Origin of the sequence: Galbibacter pacificus (assembly GCF_029603165.1) — a bacterium.
GTDB classification, from domain to species: Bacteria; Bacteroidota; Bacteroidia; order Flavobacteriales; family Flavobacteriaceae; genus Galbibacter; species Galbibacter pacificus.
The window spans coordinates 74463-94743 of the sequence record NZ_JAQSVC010000007.1 but is presented as its reverse complement, the minus strand read 5'-3'; the positions used below and the strand labels follow the sequence as shown (position 1 = coordinate 94743).

Sequence of the window (20281 nt, the reverse complement as noted above, 5' to 3'; positions counted from 1 at the left end):
TATTTAAAAAGATGCTTTATTGGTTTGCTTTTATCAGTGTTTCTTTCCCGTTCAACAAAATTGTCAAGTCGTTTTTTCCGTCTGTTGTAAAAGCTGTTCCGTTTTGAGTTACATTTATTTTAACGATCTGCCCCCTAAAATTCACCTTAAAAGAAAAACCTTTCCATTGTTTAGGAATTCTCGGTTGGAAAGTAAGTTTTCCTTCTCTTACGCGCATACCGCCAAAACCTTCAACAATGCTCATCCATGTTCCGGCCATGGAAGTAATATGAAGCCCTTCGTGCACTTCCTTGTTATAATCGTCTAAATCCAGGCGGGAGGTCCGCAAATAGAATGTATATGCCTGTTCCATCCTGTCCAAAACGGCTGCCTGAATACTGTGAACGCATGGCGAAAGCGACGATTCATGAACGGTAAAGGGTTCGTAAAAATCGAAGTGGCGTTTTAATTCTTCCTTGCTGAAACGGTCTTCAAAAAAGTAAAACCCTTGCAGTGTATCGGCTTGTTTTATATAGGGCGAACGTAAAATACGGTCCCATGACCATTTTTGGTTTATCGGGCGTTGGTCTTTTGGTAAGTTTTCAACGGTAATCAACTCTTTGTCCAAAAAACCGTCCTGTTGCAAAAACACTTGGTGGTCTTCGCTGTACGGAAAATACATGTTTGTGGCAACATCGAGCCACTGCGCTACTTCTTTGGCAGCTAATTGTGTTTTATCTATAATTCTATTGTAATCTTTTTCAAAGTCGGTTTTAACCTTTTCAATATTTTCAGCAGCATATTCCAGGCACCATTTTGCTATGTAATTGGTATACCAGTTATTATTGACATTGTTTTCGTATTCGTTGGGACCGGTAACCCCTAAAACAACATATTTATTTTTTGCCGATGAAAAATTAGCCCGCTGATACCAAAAACGTGCTATCGCAATCATGACCTCAAGCCCCATCTCAAGAATATAACCATAATCGCCCGTATAACGTGTATAATTATGAATGGCATATACCATGGCTCCGTTACGGTGTATTTCTTCAAAGGTAATTTCCCATTCGTTGTGGCATTCTTCGCCGTTCATGGTTACCATTGGGTACAAAGCGGCACCGTTTTTAAAACCAAGCTTTTCGGCATTTTCCATGGCCTTTTCCAGTTGGTTGAACCGATATGCCAATAAATTCCGGGCAACTTTATCGTCTTTTGTGGCCATGTAAAAGGGAATGCAATATGCCTCGGTGTCCCAATATGTACTTCCGCCGTATTTTTCTCCGGTAAAGCCTTTCGGACCAATATTTAACCGGGCATCTTTTCCCGAATAGGTCTGATTAAGGTGAAAAATATTAAACCGGATTCCCTGCTGCGCCTTTACATCGCCTTCAATGGTGATATCGGCCATTTGCCAAATGGCAGCCCAAGCCTCTTTTTGTTTTTGAAGCAGGGCCTCAAAACCAAGACCCGAAGCTTTTTGCAGGACCTTCATGGAAGCTTCGATTAAATTAACCTTTTGGTGGTTTAAAGAAGTTACATAACCGCCCATTTTTTCAATAGATGCAGTTTGCCCCTTTTGTGCAGTTACCTTATAACCAAAACTGGTTTTCAACAATTCCTTATTGATTTCGGGGGTTGGTTGCTGTTGTTTTTCGTCCAGAAAAATTTTACTTACCATTCCCGTGCATACATGAAATTCTGTTTTATTGGTTTTAGAAACTACATATCCAAAATTTCCTTCGGTATCGGCATCATAAACGTCCCAAAAAGCATCGTCCCAGTTTGTGTCTTCATTTGTAATCCCACCATCCACATAGGGAATAAAAGTAACCTCGGCATTTTTGTTAATAGGGGTAACGTTGTACTTTATGGCGCCGACCTCATCGAGATATAAGCTTAAAAACCGGGTTGCAGTTACTTCAATTTCTATATCGTTGGGCAAAATGGCCTTGAAGCTCCGCTTGTGCCAGCCTTCTTTCATGTTCAATTCCCTCCGGAAATCTTTAACCGACTTGCAAGTGTATAAATCGAGCGGCACGCCTTCAATTTCAATATTAATTCCAATCCAGTTGGGAGCATTCAATACTTTTGCAAAATATTCCGGATAGCCATTTTTCCACCAACCCACTTTGGTTTTATCGGGATAGTACACCCCGGCAATGTAACTTCCCTGGAAAGTGGCGCCCGAATATTGTTCTTCAAAGTTTGCGCGTTGCCCCATGGCGCCGTTCCCCATGCTGAACAAACTTTCGGAAGATTTTACTTTTTCGGCCTGAAATCCTTCTTCAATTAAGGACCATTCGTTTGGCACTATATAATCCTGATTCATTTTATTTTGGTTGAAGTTGTTTTAAAAAATCAAATGTTATTTCATTAAAATTGTCAAACATATAATCTGCATGTCCCAAATGCTTCTTGTTGCCAATTCCTACGGAAATCATTCCGGCATTGTTTGCAGCCGTTATCCCGGCTTCGGAATCTTCAAAGACAATACATTTCTTCGGGGGGATTTTTAGGTTTTTGGCGGCAATTAAAAACACCTCTGGATCTGGTTTTGCTTTTCTTACGCTATTTCCGTCCACAATACTGTCGAACATATCCAGCAAGCCTACTTTTTCCAGGATTGTGGAGGCATTTTTACTGGCAGAACCCAAGGCCATTGGGTAATTATCCTCTTTCAAGTTACTAAGAACATTGTAAACACCGGGAAGGATGTCTTTTTTTGTCATTTTTTGTACATACGACAGGTAATCTTCATTTTTATCTGAACTTAGTTCGGCAAATTTTTCATTGGTAACCGATGCGTTTGCCCATTTAAGTATTTTATTTAATGAATCTATCCTGCTTACGCCTTTCAACTTTTCGTTGAGCTCGGGTGTAAGCTCGAAGTTAAATTCGGCCGCTGCTTTTTTCCATGCTAAAAAATGAAATTTAGCAGTGTCTACAATTACGCCGTCCAAATCGAATATAAATCCTTTTTCTTTTTTCATTTATTTTTTATTAATCTAAAGTGTAAGCAATTGCTTTTTTATTTGTTATAAGAAGGTTTGCCAAACCGGCCAGAATTAAACAAAAACCGGCTATCATCATAGCGTTTATGGTAGCATCGCCCAATAGTTTATACATATAATTAATTCCACCTAAAGCGGCAAGAATTTGCGGCAATACTATAAACATATTAAAGAGCCCCATATAAACGCCCATTTTTTTGGCATCGATAGCGCTGGAAAGCATGGCATAAGGCATTGATAAAATACTTCCCCATGCTATTCCCACCAACAAAAAGCTCCCGTAAAGGTGCCATAAATTGGTAGCAAAATACATGGATATAAACCCAATACCGCCTATTATAAGTGAAAACATATGGGTGTTCTTCCTGTTAACGCGTTTTTTTGAAGCGAAAAAAGCAAGAACCAAAGCAAAAGCCATGGACGAAAGTCCATATATGCCCATTGCAGATCCTACTTTGTCTGATGCATCTTGGTATTTTTTATTGGCCACATTAAAAGCATTTTGCTGTTCTATATTTTCCAAGTTAAATGCTTTTTCCACAGGTGCCGGTGCTTGATATACATGTTCGGTCAATGCAGGCATGGCCATGCTCCACATAGTAAAAAAGGCAAACCAGCTAAAAAACTGGACCACGCCCAGTTTTACCATTGTTTTAGGCATTTTTCCAATATTTTCAAAAATATCTTGCACAAATCGCCCTCTGCTTGCAACTTTCATTTCTTTAAAAGCCTCCATGTCTTCGGGCGGGTATTCATCAGTAGTAAAAATGGTATATAAAATACTGGTTATAAAAACTACGGCCCCAATGCCAAAGGCTATTTTTACCGACATGGGCACTACTCCCGGTGCCGCTTCGTTACTTACTCCCAAAATATTGACCAACCACGGCAAATTGCTAGCTACCAATGTTCCAACACCAATAATAAGTGCCTGCACTACAAACCCATACGATCGTTGCGATTCATGCAATTTATCGGCAACTAAAGCCCTGAAAGGTTCCATACTAATGTTTATGGAAGCATCTAAAACCCATAAAAAGCCAGCTGCCATCCATAAAGCAGATGAGTACGGGACAAAAAATAAGGCCAGAGAACTCAATATAGCCCCAAAAAGAAAATAAGGCCGGCGTCTTCCTAACTTGGAATGCCAGGTTTTATCACTAAAATAACCTATTATGGGCTGAACGATCAATCCTGTAAGTGGAGCCGCAATCCATAACAAAGGCAAGCTATCTTTGTCGGCGCCTAGTGTTTGGAATATACGCGACATAAACCCGCCTTGGAGTGCAAACCCAAATTGTATCCCGAGAAAGCCGAAACTCATGTTCCATATTTCCCAGAAACCTAAAATACGCTTTTTCATTATCGTAATGTATTAATTTATAATACGATAAGCGCTATGACTTATCAAAACTTAAATATAGTTTATTGAGAAGTAAAAATAAGTTTTGATGTTGGCGAAGATACAATTTTTTTATTACCAAGCAGTTATTTAACATCTATTGCCCAGGTAAAATTCTTTACGAAAAGATATTACGAAAATTTTTCGTCTGTACTTATTGAATTGTTGGTTAAATAGGTTTGGTAGATTCCCTTTGAAGAATTGAGGTTTTAATAACATCTGTTTTATAGCTACCGTCATCATCTTCATTTTCGAGGCGGTCGATAAGCATTTTTGCAGCTTTCTGCCCCATTTCGTAACCATGTTGTACCACTGTGGTTAAAGTTGGATAGGCATATTTTGACAAGATACCATCGCTAAATCCTACAAAACTCATTTGTTGCGGAATTTTAAACCCTCTATTGTGCGCCTCGCGCATGGCCACCACGGCATACAATTCGTTCACTCCAAAAACAGCATCAAAAGTTTGTGTATCAAAAAGTACCTTCACTTTTTCTTCAAGTTCTTCTATTTTATCAATTTTAACAATAAGTTTTTCATCAATTTCTATCCCTTCGTCCATTAAAGCATTGATATAACCCGAAGTACGCAATTTCCCTACAGAAACATAATCGGGTGTTGTTAGCAAGGCAATTCGGTTACAACCGGAATATACCAGGTGCTTTACAGTATTATAGGAGGCTCTTGCATCGTCAATAATAACTTTATCACAATAAATTTCATCAGAAATCCTATCGAACATCACCAAAGGCATTCCTTGATTAATGACTTCCCGTAAATGATGAAAATCTTTTTTCAACAAAGTTTCTTTTGATAATGACAATAAAAACCCGTCTATGCTCCCATTTGCCATGGTTTCCATATTGATGACTTCTTTGGCAAAAGATTCGTTTGAAAGGCAGACAATTACATTATAGCCCAATTCATTTGCCTTATGCTCTATTCCACTTATAATCATTGTAAAGAAATGATGCACAATCTCCGGAATAATAACTGCAATGTTCTTGGTTTTTTTGTTCTTGAGACTTAATGCAATATTATTGGGCTTGTAGTTATATAGTTTTGCAAAGGCCTGAACTTTATCTATGGTATCCTGACTGATTTCTGAACTGTTATTCAAGGCTTTGGAAACCGTGGAAATGGAAACATCCAATTCCCTAGCTATTTCTTTCATTGTTATTTTCTTTTTCATAGAATAGAGCTTAAGGTTGCAATTCAACAAAAGTACGCACTAAAATAGGTTTGTTGCAAGTATATTTTATACGGTCAAAAATGAAAAATTCTTAAAAAAGACCTGCTTTTATTACAAAATAGAAAATTAAGGTTCGTTTATGGGCCAAACTGTTAAAAAATAAAAAGTTGTAAACACTACATCGATTTCGCAGGTTTCGAGATTTGCTCAAACGTTTTCTTTACCCAAAATTTACAGCAGTTTTACATTGAGAAGTAAAAATAAAGCTAACTGTTAATTAAATCATCATCTAACAATCTATGAAGCTAATTCAGAAATTCACGCTGCTGGCTTTCCTGGTTCCATTGGGTGCTTTTGCACAACAATCGGTAAGCGGAACGGTCACCGAAGCGGCTACAGGAACACCCATCCCGGGTGTTAATGTACTTATAAAAGGAAGTACCAAGGGAACAACGACCGATTTTGATGGGAACTTTCAAATGGAAGCTGAAGATGGGACCATTCTTCAGTTTTCGTACATAGGGTTTACAACCAGCGAGGCAACCGTTAGTGGAAGCACCCTAAATGTCTCTTTAACCGAAGACACACAACAACTTGAAGAAGTAGTAGTTATTGGTTATGGGGCTGTACGTAAAAAAGATGTAACCGGCGCGGTCGATTTGGTATCGTCTAAAGACTTTAACCAAGGCCCTGTTTTATCTCCGCAACAATTAATTCAAGGAAAGGTTGCCGGTGTTTCCATAAGTTCGGGCGGCGGTGCCCCCGGAGAAGGACAAAACATTATTATTCGCGGACAAGGTTCATTATCTTTAAGCAGCTCCCCGTTATATGTTGTTGACGGTATTCCATTAGCCGATGGCGATGGTGTGGGTGGTTCCAGAAATCCGCTCAATTTTATCAACCCGAACGACATAGAAAGCATGACGGTCTTAAAAGACGCATCGGCAACTGCCATTTATGGATCGCGTGCTGCCAATGGTGTTATTATGATTACCACCAAGAAAGGTAAAGGAAACGAGTTTAAATTTAGTTATTCAGGTTCGACTACCTTGTACGATCCAACATCTTATGTAGCTGTAATGAAAGCCAATCAATTCAGGACGCTCATTAATGACATAGGCGATGAAAATGCCATAAACCGATTAGGAAATAGCAACACCAATTGGCAAGATGAAATTTACGGGCAAGCATTTGGGTTTGACCACAATTTTAGCACCACCGGGAACATTGCCGGTTTTATGCCTATACGTGCATCGGTAGGGTATACCAATCAAGATGGGGTTTTAAAAGGTGATAATTTTTCCAGGACCACCGGTTCTGTAAATCTCCGCCCGAGTTTTCTGGACGACCATTTAAAAATAGAATTAAACGGTCGCGGCTCATATACCGAAAACGCATTTGCCAACAGAGATGCTATTGGGGCTTCGGTAGATTTCGATCCCACACAGGCTATTTACGATCCAAATTCTCCCTTTGGTGGTTATTTTACCTGGCTTAACGCAGATAGTGTACAAAATAATTTAGCGCCTACAAATCCCGTGGCACTTGTAAACTTAAAAGATGATACCGCTGAAGTAAGGCGTTTTATCGGGAATGCAAAAGTAGACTACAAGCTTCACTTTTTCCCAGATATTACAGCAACTATTAATGTTGGTATCGATAAATCCAACAGCCATGGAAGAACCATTGTTTCCGACCAGATGCCTTCTTCGCAATCTGACTGGAATGGATCTTTTTCCAACTACAGAAACATTGCAACCAATAAGCTCTTTGATGCTTATGCAACCTACGTTAAAGATTTTAATGACAAAAATAGCTTAAATGCAGTAGTTGGGTATTCATACCAAAGCTTTGAAGAAGACGATAATAATTATGACAGTGAAAAAGAAGAAGATGGCATCCCTCCTACTACAATTAATAAAAACAAAAGCGTTTTACTTTCCTATTTTGGGAGGTTAAATTATAATTTCGACAGCCGTTATTTGTTTACAGCCACATTAAGGGCAGATGCCTCTTCTAAACTAAATCCAAATGACCGTTGGGGTTATTTTCCTTCGTTTGCGTTTGCGTGGAACATCAACAACGAACAGTTTCTTGAAGGTTCTGAAGTTATAAACGAGTTGAAGCTGAGAATTGGTTACGGGGAAATTGGAAATGTATCCGGTCTTTCTGATTATTTATACCTAACCCGATATACGCAAAGTCAATCGAATGCCAATTATCAATTCGGCAATAGCTTTTATCAAACCTTTCGACCGGAGGCCTATAACGAAAATTTAAGATGGGAAGTTGGCAACACGCTCAATGCAGGTATAGATTACGGCATTTTAAACAGAAGAATCTCTGGTTCTGTCAATGCATACATCAAAAAAACCGAAAACCTGATCAGTAATGTTACGGTAGACCCTTTTACTAACTTTTCCAACTCCATTCAAAAAAATATTGGAGATATGGTAAATAAAGGAATTGAGTTTGAATTAAATGCAATTCCAGTACAAACCGACAATTTTAACTGGAGCATCGGCTACAATATTTCTTTTAACGATAACGAGCTTACCAACCTTCCCGATCAAGTAGAAGTTGGAGAAATCAATGGAGGAACAGGAAACAGGATTCAACTTCACAAAGAAGGATATGCTCCTTATAGTTTTTGGGTCTACAAGCAAGTTTATGATGAAAACGGAAGACCAATTGAAGGTGCTGTTGTAGACAGAAACGGGGATAACCAAATTAATAACGACGACCGTTATTTATACAAAAACCCCTACGCCGATGTAATTATGGGCTTAAATACCAATTTGAATTACAAAAACTGGGACTTGGCAGTAGTAACACGGGCCAATTTAGGAAACTATGTATACAACAACATGGCATCCAGCAAAAGTTATGAGCGTAGGGCTACCGAAAACAGTATTCTTACCAACCTGCATACCGATTATTACAACACAGGTTTTAAAGCATTGACCGAAGTTAACCTAGAAAGCGATTATTATGTGCAAAATGCCTCTTTTTTCAAAATAGATAATATCACATTAGGTTATACGCTTCGTGACTTTATAGAGAACACCAATCTTAGGTTTTATGGGTCGGCTCAAAACGTACTCATTGTTACAAATTACAATGGTTTAGACCCTGAAATAAACGGGGGGATTGACAACAATTTCTACCCAAGGCCACGATCGTTTGTATTTGGAGTAAACCTAAATTTTTAAATTAAGACACGATGAAAAAGACATATAAAATACTAACCTTTTTAGCTATAACAAGCGCTCTTTTTAGCGGCTGTCATGATGACCTCAACCAAGATCCAACAATAGATCCCGATAGCTTTACAGAGCAAAATGTGTTTGCCAATGCCGATGAAGCTAAAGGAGCCCTCGCAAAATTGTATGCCAGTTTAGCACTTACAGGACAAGAAGGTCCTGCTGGACAAGCCGATATTACGGGAATTGACGAAGGAACCTCGCAATATTCAAGAATGCTATTCAACCTCAACGAGTTAACTACCGACAATGCTGTGGTAGGTTGGGGAGATCCCGGACTTCCTAATTTACATGAAATGAATTGGGATTCCAGCAATGACTTTACTGCGGCTATGTATTACCGCTTGGCACAAGAAGTATCTTTTTGCAATTCATTTATTGAAAATGCCGAAAGCTTGGCCGAAGATACCGAAGTGCAATACTTTATTGCGGAAGCACGTTTTTTAAGAGCCTTTGCTTATTATAACTTAATTGATTTATATGGAAACGTTCCTTTGGTAACACTTGTTTCTACAGAGCTCCCGGAACAAAGCAACCGGACTGAAATTTTTCAGTATGTAGAATCAGAATTACTTGAGATCCAAGACCTGCTTAAAGAAAGTCAGGCTAACGAATATGGCCGCGTAGACCGTGTTGCAGCTTGGGCGTTACTTTCTAAATTATACCTAAATGCAGAAGTCTGGACAGGAGAAAACAAATATACCGAAGCGGTTACCTATTCAGAAAAAGCAATTGTTTCATCTTACAGTATCAACACCAATGATGCCAATGGAAATGGTTCGGCCTACGACGAACTTTTTCTAGCAGACAACAATGCAAACGGAGCCCAAAACGAATTTATCTTCGCCATTAATTTTGACGGAAATCAATCGCGCACATACGGAGGAACTACTTTTTTAGTACACGCTGCCATTGGTGGCGATATGGACCCTTCACTCTTTGGGGTTAATGGTGGCTGGGGCGGTAACCGTACCACCAGTGCTTTGGTTGAAAAATTTGATGATGCCGCTACAACTTTTAACGACGATGGCTTCCCTACAGCATGGGAAGACACAAGGGCCCTATTTTATACCGATGGTCAGAGTTATGAGATTAATACCATTGCCAATACATTTACTGATGGTTATGCAATTACCAAATTTAAAAATGTTACTTCTGAAGGAAATCCAGGAAGCGATGCCGGAGGCGATTTTGTAGATACCGACCTTCCGTTAATCCGTTTGGCAGAAATCTATCTTAATTATGCCGAAGCAGTTCTTAGAGGCGGTTCTGGTGGCAATGTAAATACCGCCGTAAGTTATATCAATCAATTAAGAACACGTGCCTATGGAAATACCAATGGCAACATTGCTTCTGGCGATTTAACATTAAGCTTTGTACTGAATGAAAGAGCACGTGAACTCTATTGGGAAGGACAAAGAAGAACAGATTTAATTCGTTACAATTTGTTTACAACCGCAAGCTACGTATGGCCTTTTAAAGGAGGCGTAAAGAATGGGGCCGCTGTAGATTCATACAGAAACCTGTTTCCGTTACCTGCAAATATTATTTCCATAAATACCAATCTAACTCAAAATCCTGGTTACTAACAAAACATCAAGAAAAATGAAAAAAACAACATACCTTTTCGTTATAATCGTAGCATCAATAAGCTTTTATGCTTGTTCCAGCGACGATGACTTTACCTTTATTGCCAAACCCGATCCGGACGGAATAGCCTTTGAAAATACTTTTTTGGATGCCTATTCAATAAGTGCGGAAAATGGCGACAATCTAGCTGAACGCTTTATTTGGAATGCGGTAGATTTTGATGCCCCTACCCCGATAAAATACGAATTGCAAGCAGCAATCACAGAAAGCTTTGAAAGTATTGATGCACTTGCCAACGATATAACAGAAACCAATTATGGCGTTACCGTAAAAAACATGTTGGATTTGGCTACTGATGCCGGGCTGGACAATGATCCCGAAACAGAAGCGCCCAACACCGGGACACTCTATTTTCGTGTAAGGGCCTATGTAGGCAACGATGCTGCCAACACTGTAGAACAACTTTCAGAAGCAGTACCTATTAATGTAGTTTTGGTTGAAGCCAACGATAACGATAATACCAATGACCTTTTAACCACATGGGGGGTTGTGGGCGATGCCGCTCCAAATGGATGGGACGGCCCAGATGTACCTTTTATTAAAACAGACGACCCAGATGTTATTATGGCATATGTTAACTTGACAGATGGCGAAATTAAATTTAGAGAGAACAACGATTGGGCCAGCAATTATGGAGATACCGGAGCCGATGGCACTTTAGAGGATGCAGGCGACAATATTAAAGTTACGGCAGGCTCCTATAAAATAGCATTTAACACAAACGAACTTACATATTCATTAGAGCCATATTCATGGGGGTTAGTGGGCGACGCAACTCCAAACGGATGGGATGGCCCGGATGCCCCTTTAACGTTTGATGCCGCAACAAATACCTGGAATGCAACAACCACGCTTACCGATGGTGAAATTAAATTTCGCTTAAACAATGACTGGGGTGTAAATTTTGGCGACAATGGAACCGATGGAACCATAGATAATGGAGGAGACAACATTCCTGTAACAGCCGGAAATTATAATATTACAGTGAATTTCGACACGCTGGAATACAGCTTGGAAGCATTGTAATTTTACAAACAGTACGCAAAATCTTTTGTATATATAGTTAGTAGAAAGCGGAAGATGTAAATGTATATGTCTTCCGTTTTTGACATACATAAATTTCCATTAAAAATAAATTCTTCAATTATGAGATGAGCATAAATTTTTTCATGCAGAAATTTACCAACCGACATGAATAGAATTTTTGCGAATTGCCGAATGTCTTAAAAATTTTATACAGATGAAAACTAAAATTTCTTTTATACTTCCCTTTTTTGCTTTATGGATGTGTGCATGCACTAACGACGACCAAGTCACGAGCCCCGACCCCGACGAAACCCCAACCAATATTGAACTGGTTCCTTTGGATCTTTCCAGTATCGACAATGGAAGCCGGGTAATGATGCAAGCTTTTTATTGGGACGTAGAACCCAGAGGTGAATGGTGGAACATACTTTCTGAAAAAGTCGATGACTGGAGCGCTTCGGGAATTAACAGATTATGGCTTCCTGTAGCTACAAAAGGGCAATCTGGCGGCTATTCCATGGGGTACGATCCTTCCGACTATTTTGACTTTGGCGAATTTGAGCAACATGCTACCGTAAAAACCCGTTTTGGAAGCCGTGAAGAATTGGAGAATTTAATTACCAAAGCACATAACAATGACCTGGAAGTAATTGCCGATATCGTTATCAATCATAATTCAGGAGGAGGCGAAGAATACAACCCCTACCGCGATAAAAATACTTATACCCTTTTTGATGAAACACATGGAAATGCATCGGGAATGTTCAATAGAAATTATGAAAACTTCTATCCAAACAGCACTAGCAATTATGATGATGGGAGCTTGTTTTATCCCGAACAAAATTTAGATCATCATCAAGAATATGTACAAAACTGGTTATGGAAAAAAGATAATTCGGTAGCCAAATACTATAAAAACGTAATGGGGTTTGATGGCTGGCGCTTTGATTATGTCTTGGGCTACGAACCATTGGTAGTAAAAATGTGGCTTGACGAAGTAGGAGGTTTCTCCGTAAGCGAGCTTTGGGACGGAAACCCAGAAGTATTGGCAAACTACATAAACGAAACCGATAGTGGCGTTTTTGATTTCTCAACTTTCTACAAACTTGATGAAGCCCTAGACAGGTATAACGACTTGACATACCTTGAAAAAGAAATGCTTTGGCAAACACACCCAGACAAAGCAGTAACTTTTACTGCAAATCATGATACAGAGAAAGATACCAACGAAGACAACAATATTTCCTCAGAAAACAAGCTAAAAGCCTATGCCTATATATTGACGCACCCGGGATATCCAACTATTTTTTATACTGATTATGAAAACGAAGATTTTAAAGAACAACTGAAACAGCTAATTAAAATCCATAATAGTTTAGCTTCAGGTGAAACAGAAATCTTGTATGTAGATAACGATGAATATATTATGAAAAGAAAAGGCAATGCCGAAAACCCCGGATTAATTTTATACATCAACACTTCTGAAAACATTAAAAAACGATTGATAAAAACCAACTGGAACAACAGTTATTTAATGGATTATAGCCTAAATTCAATGGCTACATCCCTTTCAGATACAAATGGAGAAGCTTATATTGAAGTACCTGCAAATAGTTATACTATTTGGTCTGTTACCCCAACAAAATAATAGGCAATACACACATCATTTAAAAGTAAAAACAACAATTATTGTTACGTTAAAATTTTAGCTATTTTTTTTATATTTCTATCATATAACTTGTAATATTTTCATATATTCACATAATTTTAAAACTATTTAACATTAAAATACAGTCGTTTTAAATAGTAAAAAACCACCTTACACAAAGAAAACGGCTAGACACCGTGTTAAATGAAGCTAACTATTTGAACTTTAAAATTTAATTGTATGAAGAACAATTTTCTGAAAGGCTTAGTCCTTGTTGGAGCATTTCTGTGTTTCAGCATGGCTAAAGCCCAGACTGTAAGTGGAACAGTCTCTGACGCAACCGGCCCACTTCCTGGGGCCAATGTTCTGGTAAAAGGAACATCAAATGGAACGCAAACAGATTTTGACGGAAATTACACCTTGGACAATGTTGCATCGGGTGCTGTTTTGGTATTCAGTTATGTAGGTTTTTCCAGTAAGGAAATCCCGGTAAACGGGCAATCTACCATTAATGCAACCTTAACAGAAGATGCACAGGCACTGGACGAGGTAATAGTAATTGGATATGGTACCACGACCAAAGAAGATGCTACCGGAGCTGTTGCCGTTGTTGGGTCGGAAGATTTTAACCAAGGCGTTATTGCTTCTCCCGAACAACTCATTCAAGGTAAAACTGCCGGAGTACAGATTACCCAAACCAGTGGCGAACCAGGAGCAGGTGTTCAAGTTAGGATTAGAGGTACCGCTTCTGTCCGCTCAAACAACAATCCTTTATTTGTAGTAGATGGAGTTCCCCTAGCCGGAAATAATACTGCCGCTGATGGAGCCGATCTAGGAGCAGGTACAAGTTCGGCAAAAAACCCATTGAATTTCCTAAATCCGAACGACATTGAGAGCATGACCGTTTTAAAAGATGCCTCTGCAACGGCTATTTATGGTTCCCGTGCCGCCAATGGGGTTATTTTAATTACTACCAAAAGCGGAAAAGCAGGCCAGGGCGGAAAGTTTGAGTTTTCTTCAAATACCAGTGTTTCTGTAGCCGCAAAAACATTCGACTTACTAGACAGGGAACAATACCTTGATGCAATAGATCAATATGGGGGCGATAGAAGCGCCTTGGATTTTGGAGCAGATACAGATTGGCAGGATTATTTAATGAGAACTGCTTTTTCTACAGATCAAAACTTGGCATATTCCAACAATTACGGTTCTGGTTTTGTTAGGGCTTCATTTAGCTATAGCGATCAAAACGGAATCATAAGAAACTCGGCTCAAGAAAGAATTACAGGAAGGGTAAACCTTTCTCAACGCTTTTTAGACGATAAGCTAAAAATTGATTTTAACGGTACAATTTCCAGAGTGAATGACGATGCTCCAATGATTACAAATACAGCAGGTTCTACCGGAGATTTATTGGGTGCTACGTATTTTGCCAATCCAACATGGCCTACAGACCCGACTTTTTCAACAGGTAATGATATAATTCCTTCACAGGCTTTGGAATATTTTAAAGACATGACCAATACAAACAGGTATCTGGCAAATATTTCGGCAGAGTATGAAATCATTGAAGGTTTAAAAGCTAAAATCAATTTAGGGTACGACGAGTCTTCCGCAGAAAAAAACCAGGCATTGTCCGGTAATATTACTGGATTAAGTAATGGGGCACCGGTAAATGGTAAAGGCTTCTTTGCCAATAATTACAATAAAAACGAATTATTCGATGCCACCCTTAACTATACAAAGGATTTTAGCAATTCTAAGTTGGAAGTTTTGGTTGGATATTCTTATCAAAGTTTTAAAACAGCCGGGAGAACTGTCCAAGGCTTTGGATACTCATCAAGGAACATGGACGAAATGTTCGACGAACTGGAAATGTCCAGAAATATCATAGAAAACTCAATTACAGGATCGTATCAACAATATGGATATGATGCAGACGGGCTTTTTGTTAACCGTTTATTCCCAGAAATATCAGGAAACGAAGCTCTATCCGCTCCTTCGGGTGTACCCTTAACTGCGGTGGCGGCCGATACCTATGATTATACCGATGAGTTACAATCTTATTTTGGAAGGGTTAATTACACGCTCATGGAAAAGTATATTTTCACTTTTACACTACGAGCCGATGGATCTTCTAGATTTGGACCCGATAATAGATATGGTTATTTTCCTTCCGGAGCTTTTGCATGGAGGCTCGATCAAGAAGATTTTGTGGGAGAAACCTTTTCCACACTTAAACTTCGTTTAGGATATGGTATTACCGGTAATCAGGATGGTTTAGGATATGGAAATTTTACCTATAGACAACGTTTTGGCGGTATTGGTATTAGCAATGGTGGAGATGTTAACCCTCCAACACTTGGATTGGTTGCATTTCCCGACAGTACGCTTAAATGGGAAGAAACCGCACAAGCAAACATAGGGATTGATTTTGGGTTTATGAACGAACGTTTAAACGGTAGTATTGACCTTTACCATAAAACAACCAAAGACCTATTGTTAAAACAGGAAGCTGCCCAGCCCTCGCCTCAACCCTTTTATTTTGGCAATGTAGATGCCGATGTTATTAATAAGGGTATTGAATTTGCAATTAATTACGACTTAATCCAAGCAGATAACTTAAACTGGAACCTAGGATTTAATATTGCATACAACGATAATATGGTTAAGAACTTTGATGGGCAAATCCAAACTGGTGCCATTAATGGTAACGGATTAACCGGAGCCTATGCGCAATTATTAACTGGAGGATATCCTTTGTTTTCTTACTACCTAAGAAAATTTGGAGGATATGATGAAAATGGTATTTCCGTATACCCAAATGGGGACATACAGGAATTTGTTGATAAAAGTGCCTTACCAAAAGTAACTTCTGGGCTTTCTACCAGCTTATCGTACAAAAACTGGGATTTCAATGCATTCTTTACGGGGCAATTTGGGCAGTATATTTATAATAACAATGCCAATGCCTTCTTTACCGCAGGTATTATAGGCAGTGGTAAAAATGTTACCCAAAATGTATTGACAAATGGTGAATCGCCCGCCAATGCACCCGACGTTTCCACAAGGTTCTTGGAGAAAGGAGATTTTGTAAGATTGCAAAATGCATCCATTGGCTATAACTTCCCGATAAGAGAAGGTTGGTTTCTCGATGCTTTAAGGTTTAACGTAACTGGACAAAATCTATTTGTAATTACAGATTATACTGGTTTAGACCCAGAAGTAAACACTCCAAAACCTTTAAACGACATTCCTTCTTTGGGGATAGATTACACAAGTTTTCCAAGACCGAGAACGATTACGTTTGGAATTAATGCAACTTTTTAAAAAATTGACAAATGAAAACATCAAAAATATATAATTTATTAATCATTGCTCTTCTTCTCGGAATTTCCGGCTGTACCGATTTGGAAATTGAAGAAACTGACTCTCGTTTTCCAAATCTGTCGGGCGAATTTACAGGAGTGGATGCAACAGAAAGCTTAGAAAACCTGTACAATTCTGTAAGAGGTCAAGTTCAGACACAGGAAGACATGTATGGAATTATCGAAGTGTCGTCAGATGAATTCTTAGTCCCCACTAGAGGTACCGACTGGGGCGATAATGGAGTATGGAGGTCATTGCACGGCCATACTTGGAGCACAACACATAATCTTATCAAAAACACATGGAATGCATTAAATTCAAATGTATATAATGCTACAACCATTATTGACCCATTGAGCGAGCCCACGCCCCAACAAGCGGCCGAAGCAAAATTTATTAGAGCTTATAGCATGTTTTGGTTAATGGATCTATTCGGTCAAGTTCCTTTTAGGTCGCCACAAGATGGGCCAGATGTAAACCCTTCGGTAATGACAAGGACCGAAGCCTATGAGTTTGCTGTTAAGGATTTAACCGAAGCAATTTCTGATCTGCCAAGTACAGGCCCTGGCGAAGGATTAATAAAAGCATCCAAGGCATCTGCCCGCTATTTGCTTGCCAAGCTATATCTAAACAAGCATATCTATACGGGGGCAGAAAGCCCAAATCCAGCCGATATGACCCAAGTAGTTGAATTGGTAGACGATATTCAGGCAGACGGGTTTGCTCTTCAAGAAGGCTATTTTGAATTATTTACCAATGATACAGACACCGAAACCATCTTTTTTACAACTTCTGATATAGGTTCCCGTATATGGAACGGACTTCATTACAACCAAGGTGCACCCGATAATACCGGTGGAGGGTGGAACGGCTTTACAACTTTGGCCGAATTCTACGACCTATTTGAAGGAGACCCAAATATAAACACGCCCGGATCGGGACAAGAAGAAAGAAGGGGTTACGTTCCATTGGCAGGTGTTCCGTCCGATCAGCCAGATGGTGATGATGAGGACAATCTGCCAGACGATGACATTGATGAAGATGGAATAAAAGATGGCTCTAATATTGGTTTTGGCTTCTTAATAGGGCAACAATATGGCCCCAACGGAGAGAAACTAAAAGACAGGCAAGGAAATGACCTTGTTTATTCCAAAGAACTTCCCGGCTTACTGGGCAACAATGAAAGAACAGGAATCAGGGTTCTTAAGTACAGCCCCGTAAACGGTTCTTTTGCCACACATATGGTATTATATAGGTATGCCGACGCTCATTTAATGAAGGCAGAAGCTATCATGCGCGGTGGCTCTTCTGGTGAAGATGCCCTTACCTTGGTAAATGAGTTAAGGACTATTAGGGGCGCTACTCCCCTTGGTTCTTTAACAGAGCAAGATTTACTGGACGAACGCGGAAGGGAACTTTATGGAGAATATTGGAGGCGTAACGACCAGATCCGGTTTGGTACATTTACCGATACATGGGAATTTAAAGACAATACCGAAGAATTTAGGGTATTGTTCCCAATTCCGGAAACTGCCATTATTACAAATCCTAATTTAATACAAAACGAAGGATACTAACGCGTGTTTTGTACTATTTTGAACATGTAAAATGCCCGCAATTGCGGGCATCTTTATTCTTTTACTTTCAACAAAAAACCTTTGTTGTGTACATTTTCAATTACTATCCTTGGATCTTTGCTTAAATACTTCCGCAGGTGCGATATAAATACGTTTAAACTTTTGCGGTTAAAATAATCGTTCTCGCCCCAGATACTTGTTAATATGTCCTTATGAAGCGACAATTCGTTTTTTCTTCTCCATAAAAACAACAGCAGTTCGCTTTCCCTTGATGTTAACGAAATTATTTCGTCTTTATATTTTAATTCTTGGGTAGCAGGGTTAAAAAGATATCCTCCCAATATTATTTCTTCCTGTAGGGAGGTGTTTATGCCAATATTTAACCTGTTTAACAAAGCTTCTACCCTAACCACCAATTCTTCTTCGTCTATCGGTTTTTTCAAATAATCGACCGCTCCAAGCGAAAACCCTTTGAGCACGTCTATTTTAAGGGACCGGGCAGATAAAAACATGAATGGTATGGACGAATAGAGGTCACGGATTTTTTCCGCCAAGGTAAAACCATCCATTTCAGGCATCATAACATCCAGTATTATGAGATCAAAGACTTCTTTTTTTAGTATTTCCAAAGCCTCAATACCGTTGGTTGCCCATACTATTTGAAAATCCTTCATCTTTAAATATTCGGTCAACAAATACCCTAACGAACTATCGTCTTCCACCAATAATAGCTTTCTCATTTATTTTTCTTTTTTTGCATTGGTAATTTAATGGTAACGGTTGTTCCTTTACCAATTGTACTTTCTAATAAAACTTTTCCTTTGTGCAGTTTTACAATTTCTTTTACATAGCTCAGCCCTAAACCATATCCCCGCACTTTTTGTATGTCGCCGGATGAAACCCTGTGATATTTTTTAAAAACGTGTTTTAAATTGGTTTCGTCTATCCCTTTTCCCTTATCGGTTACCGCAATATACAAATAACCGCCTGCAACATGCGCCTTTAGATTGATTGTTGGGTTGTCCTCTGAATATTTTTTGGCATTATCCAGTAAATTATTGACCACATTTTCAAGATGGCTCGGTTCGCAATAAATGGTATAAGGGCCGTCCTGCAATTCATACTTAAATTGTATACCTTCTATGGAAGATAATCTGGAGAAGGACATGGCCAAATGCTCCAGTGTAGGATAAAAATCCTGAAGTTTAAGCTTTACAACTCCCTTTTTGTTCTCTATACCGGCCAGATCAAGCACTTTTTCAATATGGCTTTTAAGCTTTTCGTTTTGTTCCCTAACAATGGTTATAATTGGTGCGGTTTCTTGTGTGGCCTTGTCCTCAAGCAGTTTGGCCGCCAAGCCTATGGAAAACACCGGGGTTTTAAGCTCATGTGTTAAGTTATTAATAAACTCGTTTGTGGTTGTAATTACATTTCGTTGCCAGTACATGGAACGCAATACCCAAATAACCACTAAAATAATGGCTATTATAAATATTAAGCTCGGTATTGTCAACCCGTTTAATTGAGATAGAAAATAACTGTTTACGTCTTCAAATTGTAATTCCAAGATTAATCGTTGGCCAATACTATCTGGTAAATATCCATTGAGCACAATGGGAAACTTAAGGCCTTCCTTATTGGCCAAGTTATAGATGGGTGATGTTAAATACACCGTACTGTCGTTTTTGTACAGCCTGTATTGGAAAGATGTTTTAATTCCCCGTTGCAACAAACGGTCCACCAAAAAATCATTTAAAAAATGGCTCGAAGCGTCTTGCAGGCTATCTATACTTAATTTAAAATGAGAAGTATCTTTTGTAATGGCCTGTTGCATTAAAAAAGTAAGCTCGTTTTGCGTGCTTAAATCCGATTTAATGGTTTGTATGGATTGTCCAATTTTTGTATTGAACTGTACCTTGGCCAAGTTTAGTCCCACTTTTAAGTACTGATATTGTATAAAGGCCAAACCTATCACCGAGACGATAAAAATAATGATATATCCTTTTTTATAGTTTAGCATATTGCTTCTAATTAACTAAAAAATTAGCTTTCCAAACACTTGTTATCCTTTTATTAATAAAATTAACCTTTTATTAATCTTTTTCGCTTATCGTTAATTAAAACCTAAACAAGTAGGTATTATATTAGCAGTGTTCAAAAT

General features: G+C 38.8%; 12 protein-coding genes. 6 read left to right on the top strand and 6 right to left on the bottom strand.

Features of this window, described 5'->3' with window-relative positions:
• Window positions 1-16: 16 nt before the first annotated feature.
• From PSF86_RS16550 to PSF86_RS16535, 4 genes are all read right to left on the bottom strand, one after another.
• Entirely contained in the window at window positions 17-2311 is a 2295-nt protein-coding gene (locus PSF86_RS16550; protein ID WP_277901207.1) for a glycoside hydrolase family 65 protein, read from the bottom strand.
• Between the two features lies 1 nt (window position 2312).
• Window positions 2313-2972, bottom strand: a complete 660-nt coding sequence (gene pgmB / locus PSF86_RS16545) for a beta-phosphoglucomutase (protein WP_277901206.1) — start codon at window positions 2970-2972, stop codon at window positions 2313-2315.
• Between the two features lie 10 nt (window positions 2973-2982).
• Complete coding sequence (locus PSF86_RS16540) at window positions 2983-4356, bottom strand: MFS transporter (protein WP_277901205.1); 1374 nt, start codon at window positions 4354-4356, stop codon at window positions 2983-2985.
• A gap of 208 nt (window positions 4357-4564) precedes the next feature.
• Window positions 4565-5587, bottom strand: a complete 1023-nt coding sequence (locus PSF86_RS16535) for a LacI family DNA-binding transcriptional regulator (protein WP_277901204.1) — start codon at window positions 5585-5587, stop codon at window positions 4565-4567.
• Between the two features lie 299 nt (window positions 5588-5886).
• Here PSF86_RS16535 and PSF86_RS16530 point away from each other — a divergent pair, with 299 nt between their 5' ends.
• From PSF86_RS16530 to PSF86_RS16505, 6 genes are all read left to right on the top strand, one after another.
• On the top strand, window positions 5887-8799 hold the full coding sequence (locus tag PSF86_RS16530; protein ID WP_277901203.1) for a SusC/RagA family TonB-linked outer membrane protein: 2913 nt from the start codon (window positions 5887-5889) through the stop codon (window positions 8797-8799).
• Between the two features lie 11 nt (window positions 8800-8810).
• Window positions 8811-10439, top strand: a complete 1629-nt coding sequence (locus tag PSF86_RS16525; RefSeq protein ID WP_277901202.1) for a RagB/SusD family nutrient uptake outer membrane protein — start codon at window positions 8811-8813, stop codon at window positions 10437-10439.
• 16 nt (window positions 10440-10455) lie between these two features.
• The gene (locus PSF86_RS16520; RefSeq protein WP_277901201.1) at window positions 10456-11526 is read left to right on the top strand and encodes a SusF/SusE family carbohydrate-binding protein; all 1071 of its coding nucleotides are present in this window, start codon (window positions 10456-10458) and stop codon (window positions 11524-11526) included.
• A 214-nt stretch (window positions 11527-11740) separates the two neighbouring features.
• A complete protein-coding gene (locus tag PSF86_RS16515) occupies window positions 11741-13174 on the top strand; it encodes an alpha-amylase (protein WP_277901200.1) in 1434 nt (477 codons plus the stop codon).
• Window positions 13175-13414: 240 nt separating this feature from the next.
• Complete coding sequence (locus PSF86_RS16510; RefSeq protein WP_277901199.1) at window positions 13415-16504, top strand: SusC/RagA family TonB-linked outer membrane protein; 3090 nt, start codon at window positions 13415-13417, stop codon at window positions 16502-16504.
• Between the two features lie 11 nt (window positions 16505-16515).
• Window positions 16516-18120, top strand: a complete 1605-nt coding sequence (locus tag PSF86_RS16505; RefSeq protein ID WP_277901198.1) for a RagB/SusD family nutrient uptake outer membrane protein — start codon at window positions 16516-16518, stop codon at window positions 18118-18120.
• Window positions 18121-18173: 53 nt separating this feature from the next.
• On the opposite strand, the gene PSF86_RS16500 is transcribed toward PSF86_RS16505, so the two are convergent.
• Together PSF86_RS16500 and PSF86_RS16495 are read right to left on the bottom strand one after the other, a co-directional pair.
• On the bottom strand, window positions 18174-18860 hold the full coding sequence (locus PSF86_RS16500) for a response regulator transcription factor (protein ID WP_277901197.1): 687 nt from the start codon (window positions 18858-18860) through the stop codon (window positions 18174-18176).
• Complete coding sequence (locus PSF86_RS16495; RefSeq protein ID WP_277901196.1) at window positions 18857-20140, bottom strand: sensor histidine kinase; 1284 nt, start codon at window positions 20138-20140, stop codon at window positions 18857-18859. Before PSF86_RS16495 ends, PSF86_RS16500 begins: the two co-directional genes overlap by 4 nt.
• Between the last annotated feature and the right edge of the window lie 141 nt (window positions 20141-20281).

What these genes read in the sequence shown, in the direction of transcription:
- PSF86_RS16550 (WP_277901207.1), bottom strand. Translation starts at nt 2,311, where the DNA reads ATGAATCAGGATTATATAGTGCCAAACGAATGGTCCTTAATTGAAGAA.
- pgmB (WP_277901206.1), bottom strand. Translation starts at nt 2,972, where the DNA reads ATGAAAAAAGAAAAAGGATTTATATTCGATTTGGACGGCGTAATTGTA.
- PSF86_RS16540 (WP_277901205.1), bottom strand. Translation starts at nt 4,356, where the DNA reads ATGAAAAAGCGTATTTTAGGTTTCTGGGAAATATGGAACATGAGTTTC.
- PSF86_RS16535 (WP_277901204.1), bottom strand. Translation starts at nt 5,587, where the DNA reads ATGAAAAAGAAAATAACAATGAAAGAAATAGCTAGGGAATTGGATGTT.
- PSF86_RS16530 (WP_277901203.1), top strand. Translation starts at nt 5,887, where the DNA reads ATGAAGCTAATTCAGAAATTCACGCTGCTGGCTTTCCTGGTTCCATTG.
- PSF86_RS16525 (WP_277901202.1), top strand. Translation starts at nt 8,811, where the DNA reads ATGAAAAAGACATATAAAATACTAACCTTTTTAGCTATAACAAGCGCT.
- PSF86_RS16520 (WP_277901201.1), top strand. Translation starts at nt 10,456, where the DNA reads ATGAAAAAAACAACATACCTTTTCGTTATAATCGTAGCATCAATAAGC.
- PSF86_RS16515 (WP_277901200.1), top strand. Translation starts at nt 11,741, where the DNA reads ATGAAAACTAAAATTTCTTTTATACTTCCCTTTTTTGCTTTATGGATG.
- PSF86_RS16510 (WP_277901199.1), top strand. Translation starts at nt 13,415, where the DNA reads ATGAAGAACAATTTTCTGAAAGGCTTAGTCCTTGTTGGAGCATTTCTG.
- PSF86_RS16505 (WP_277901198.1), top strand. Translation starts at nt 16,516, where the DNA reads ATGAAAACATCAAAAATATATAATTTATTAATCATTGCTCTTCTTCTC.
- PSF86_RS16500 (WP_277901197.1), bottom strand. Translation starts at nt 18,860, where the DNA reads ATGAGAAAGCTATTATTGGTGGAAGACGATAGTTCGTTAGGGTATTTG.
- PSF86_RS16495 (WP_277901196.1), bottom strand. Translation starts at nt 20,140, where the DNA reads ATGCTAAACTATAAAAAAGGATATATCATTATTTTTATCGTCTCGGTG.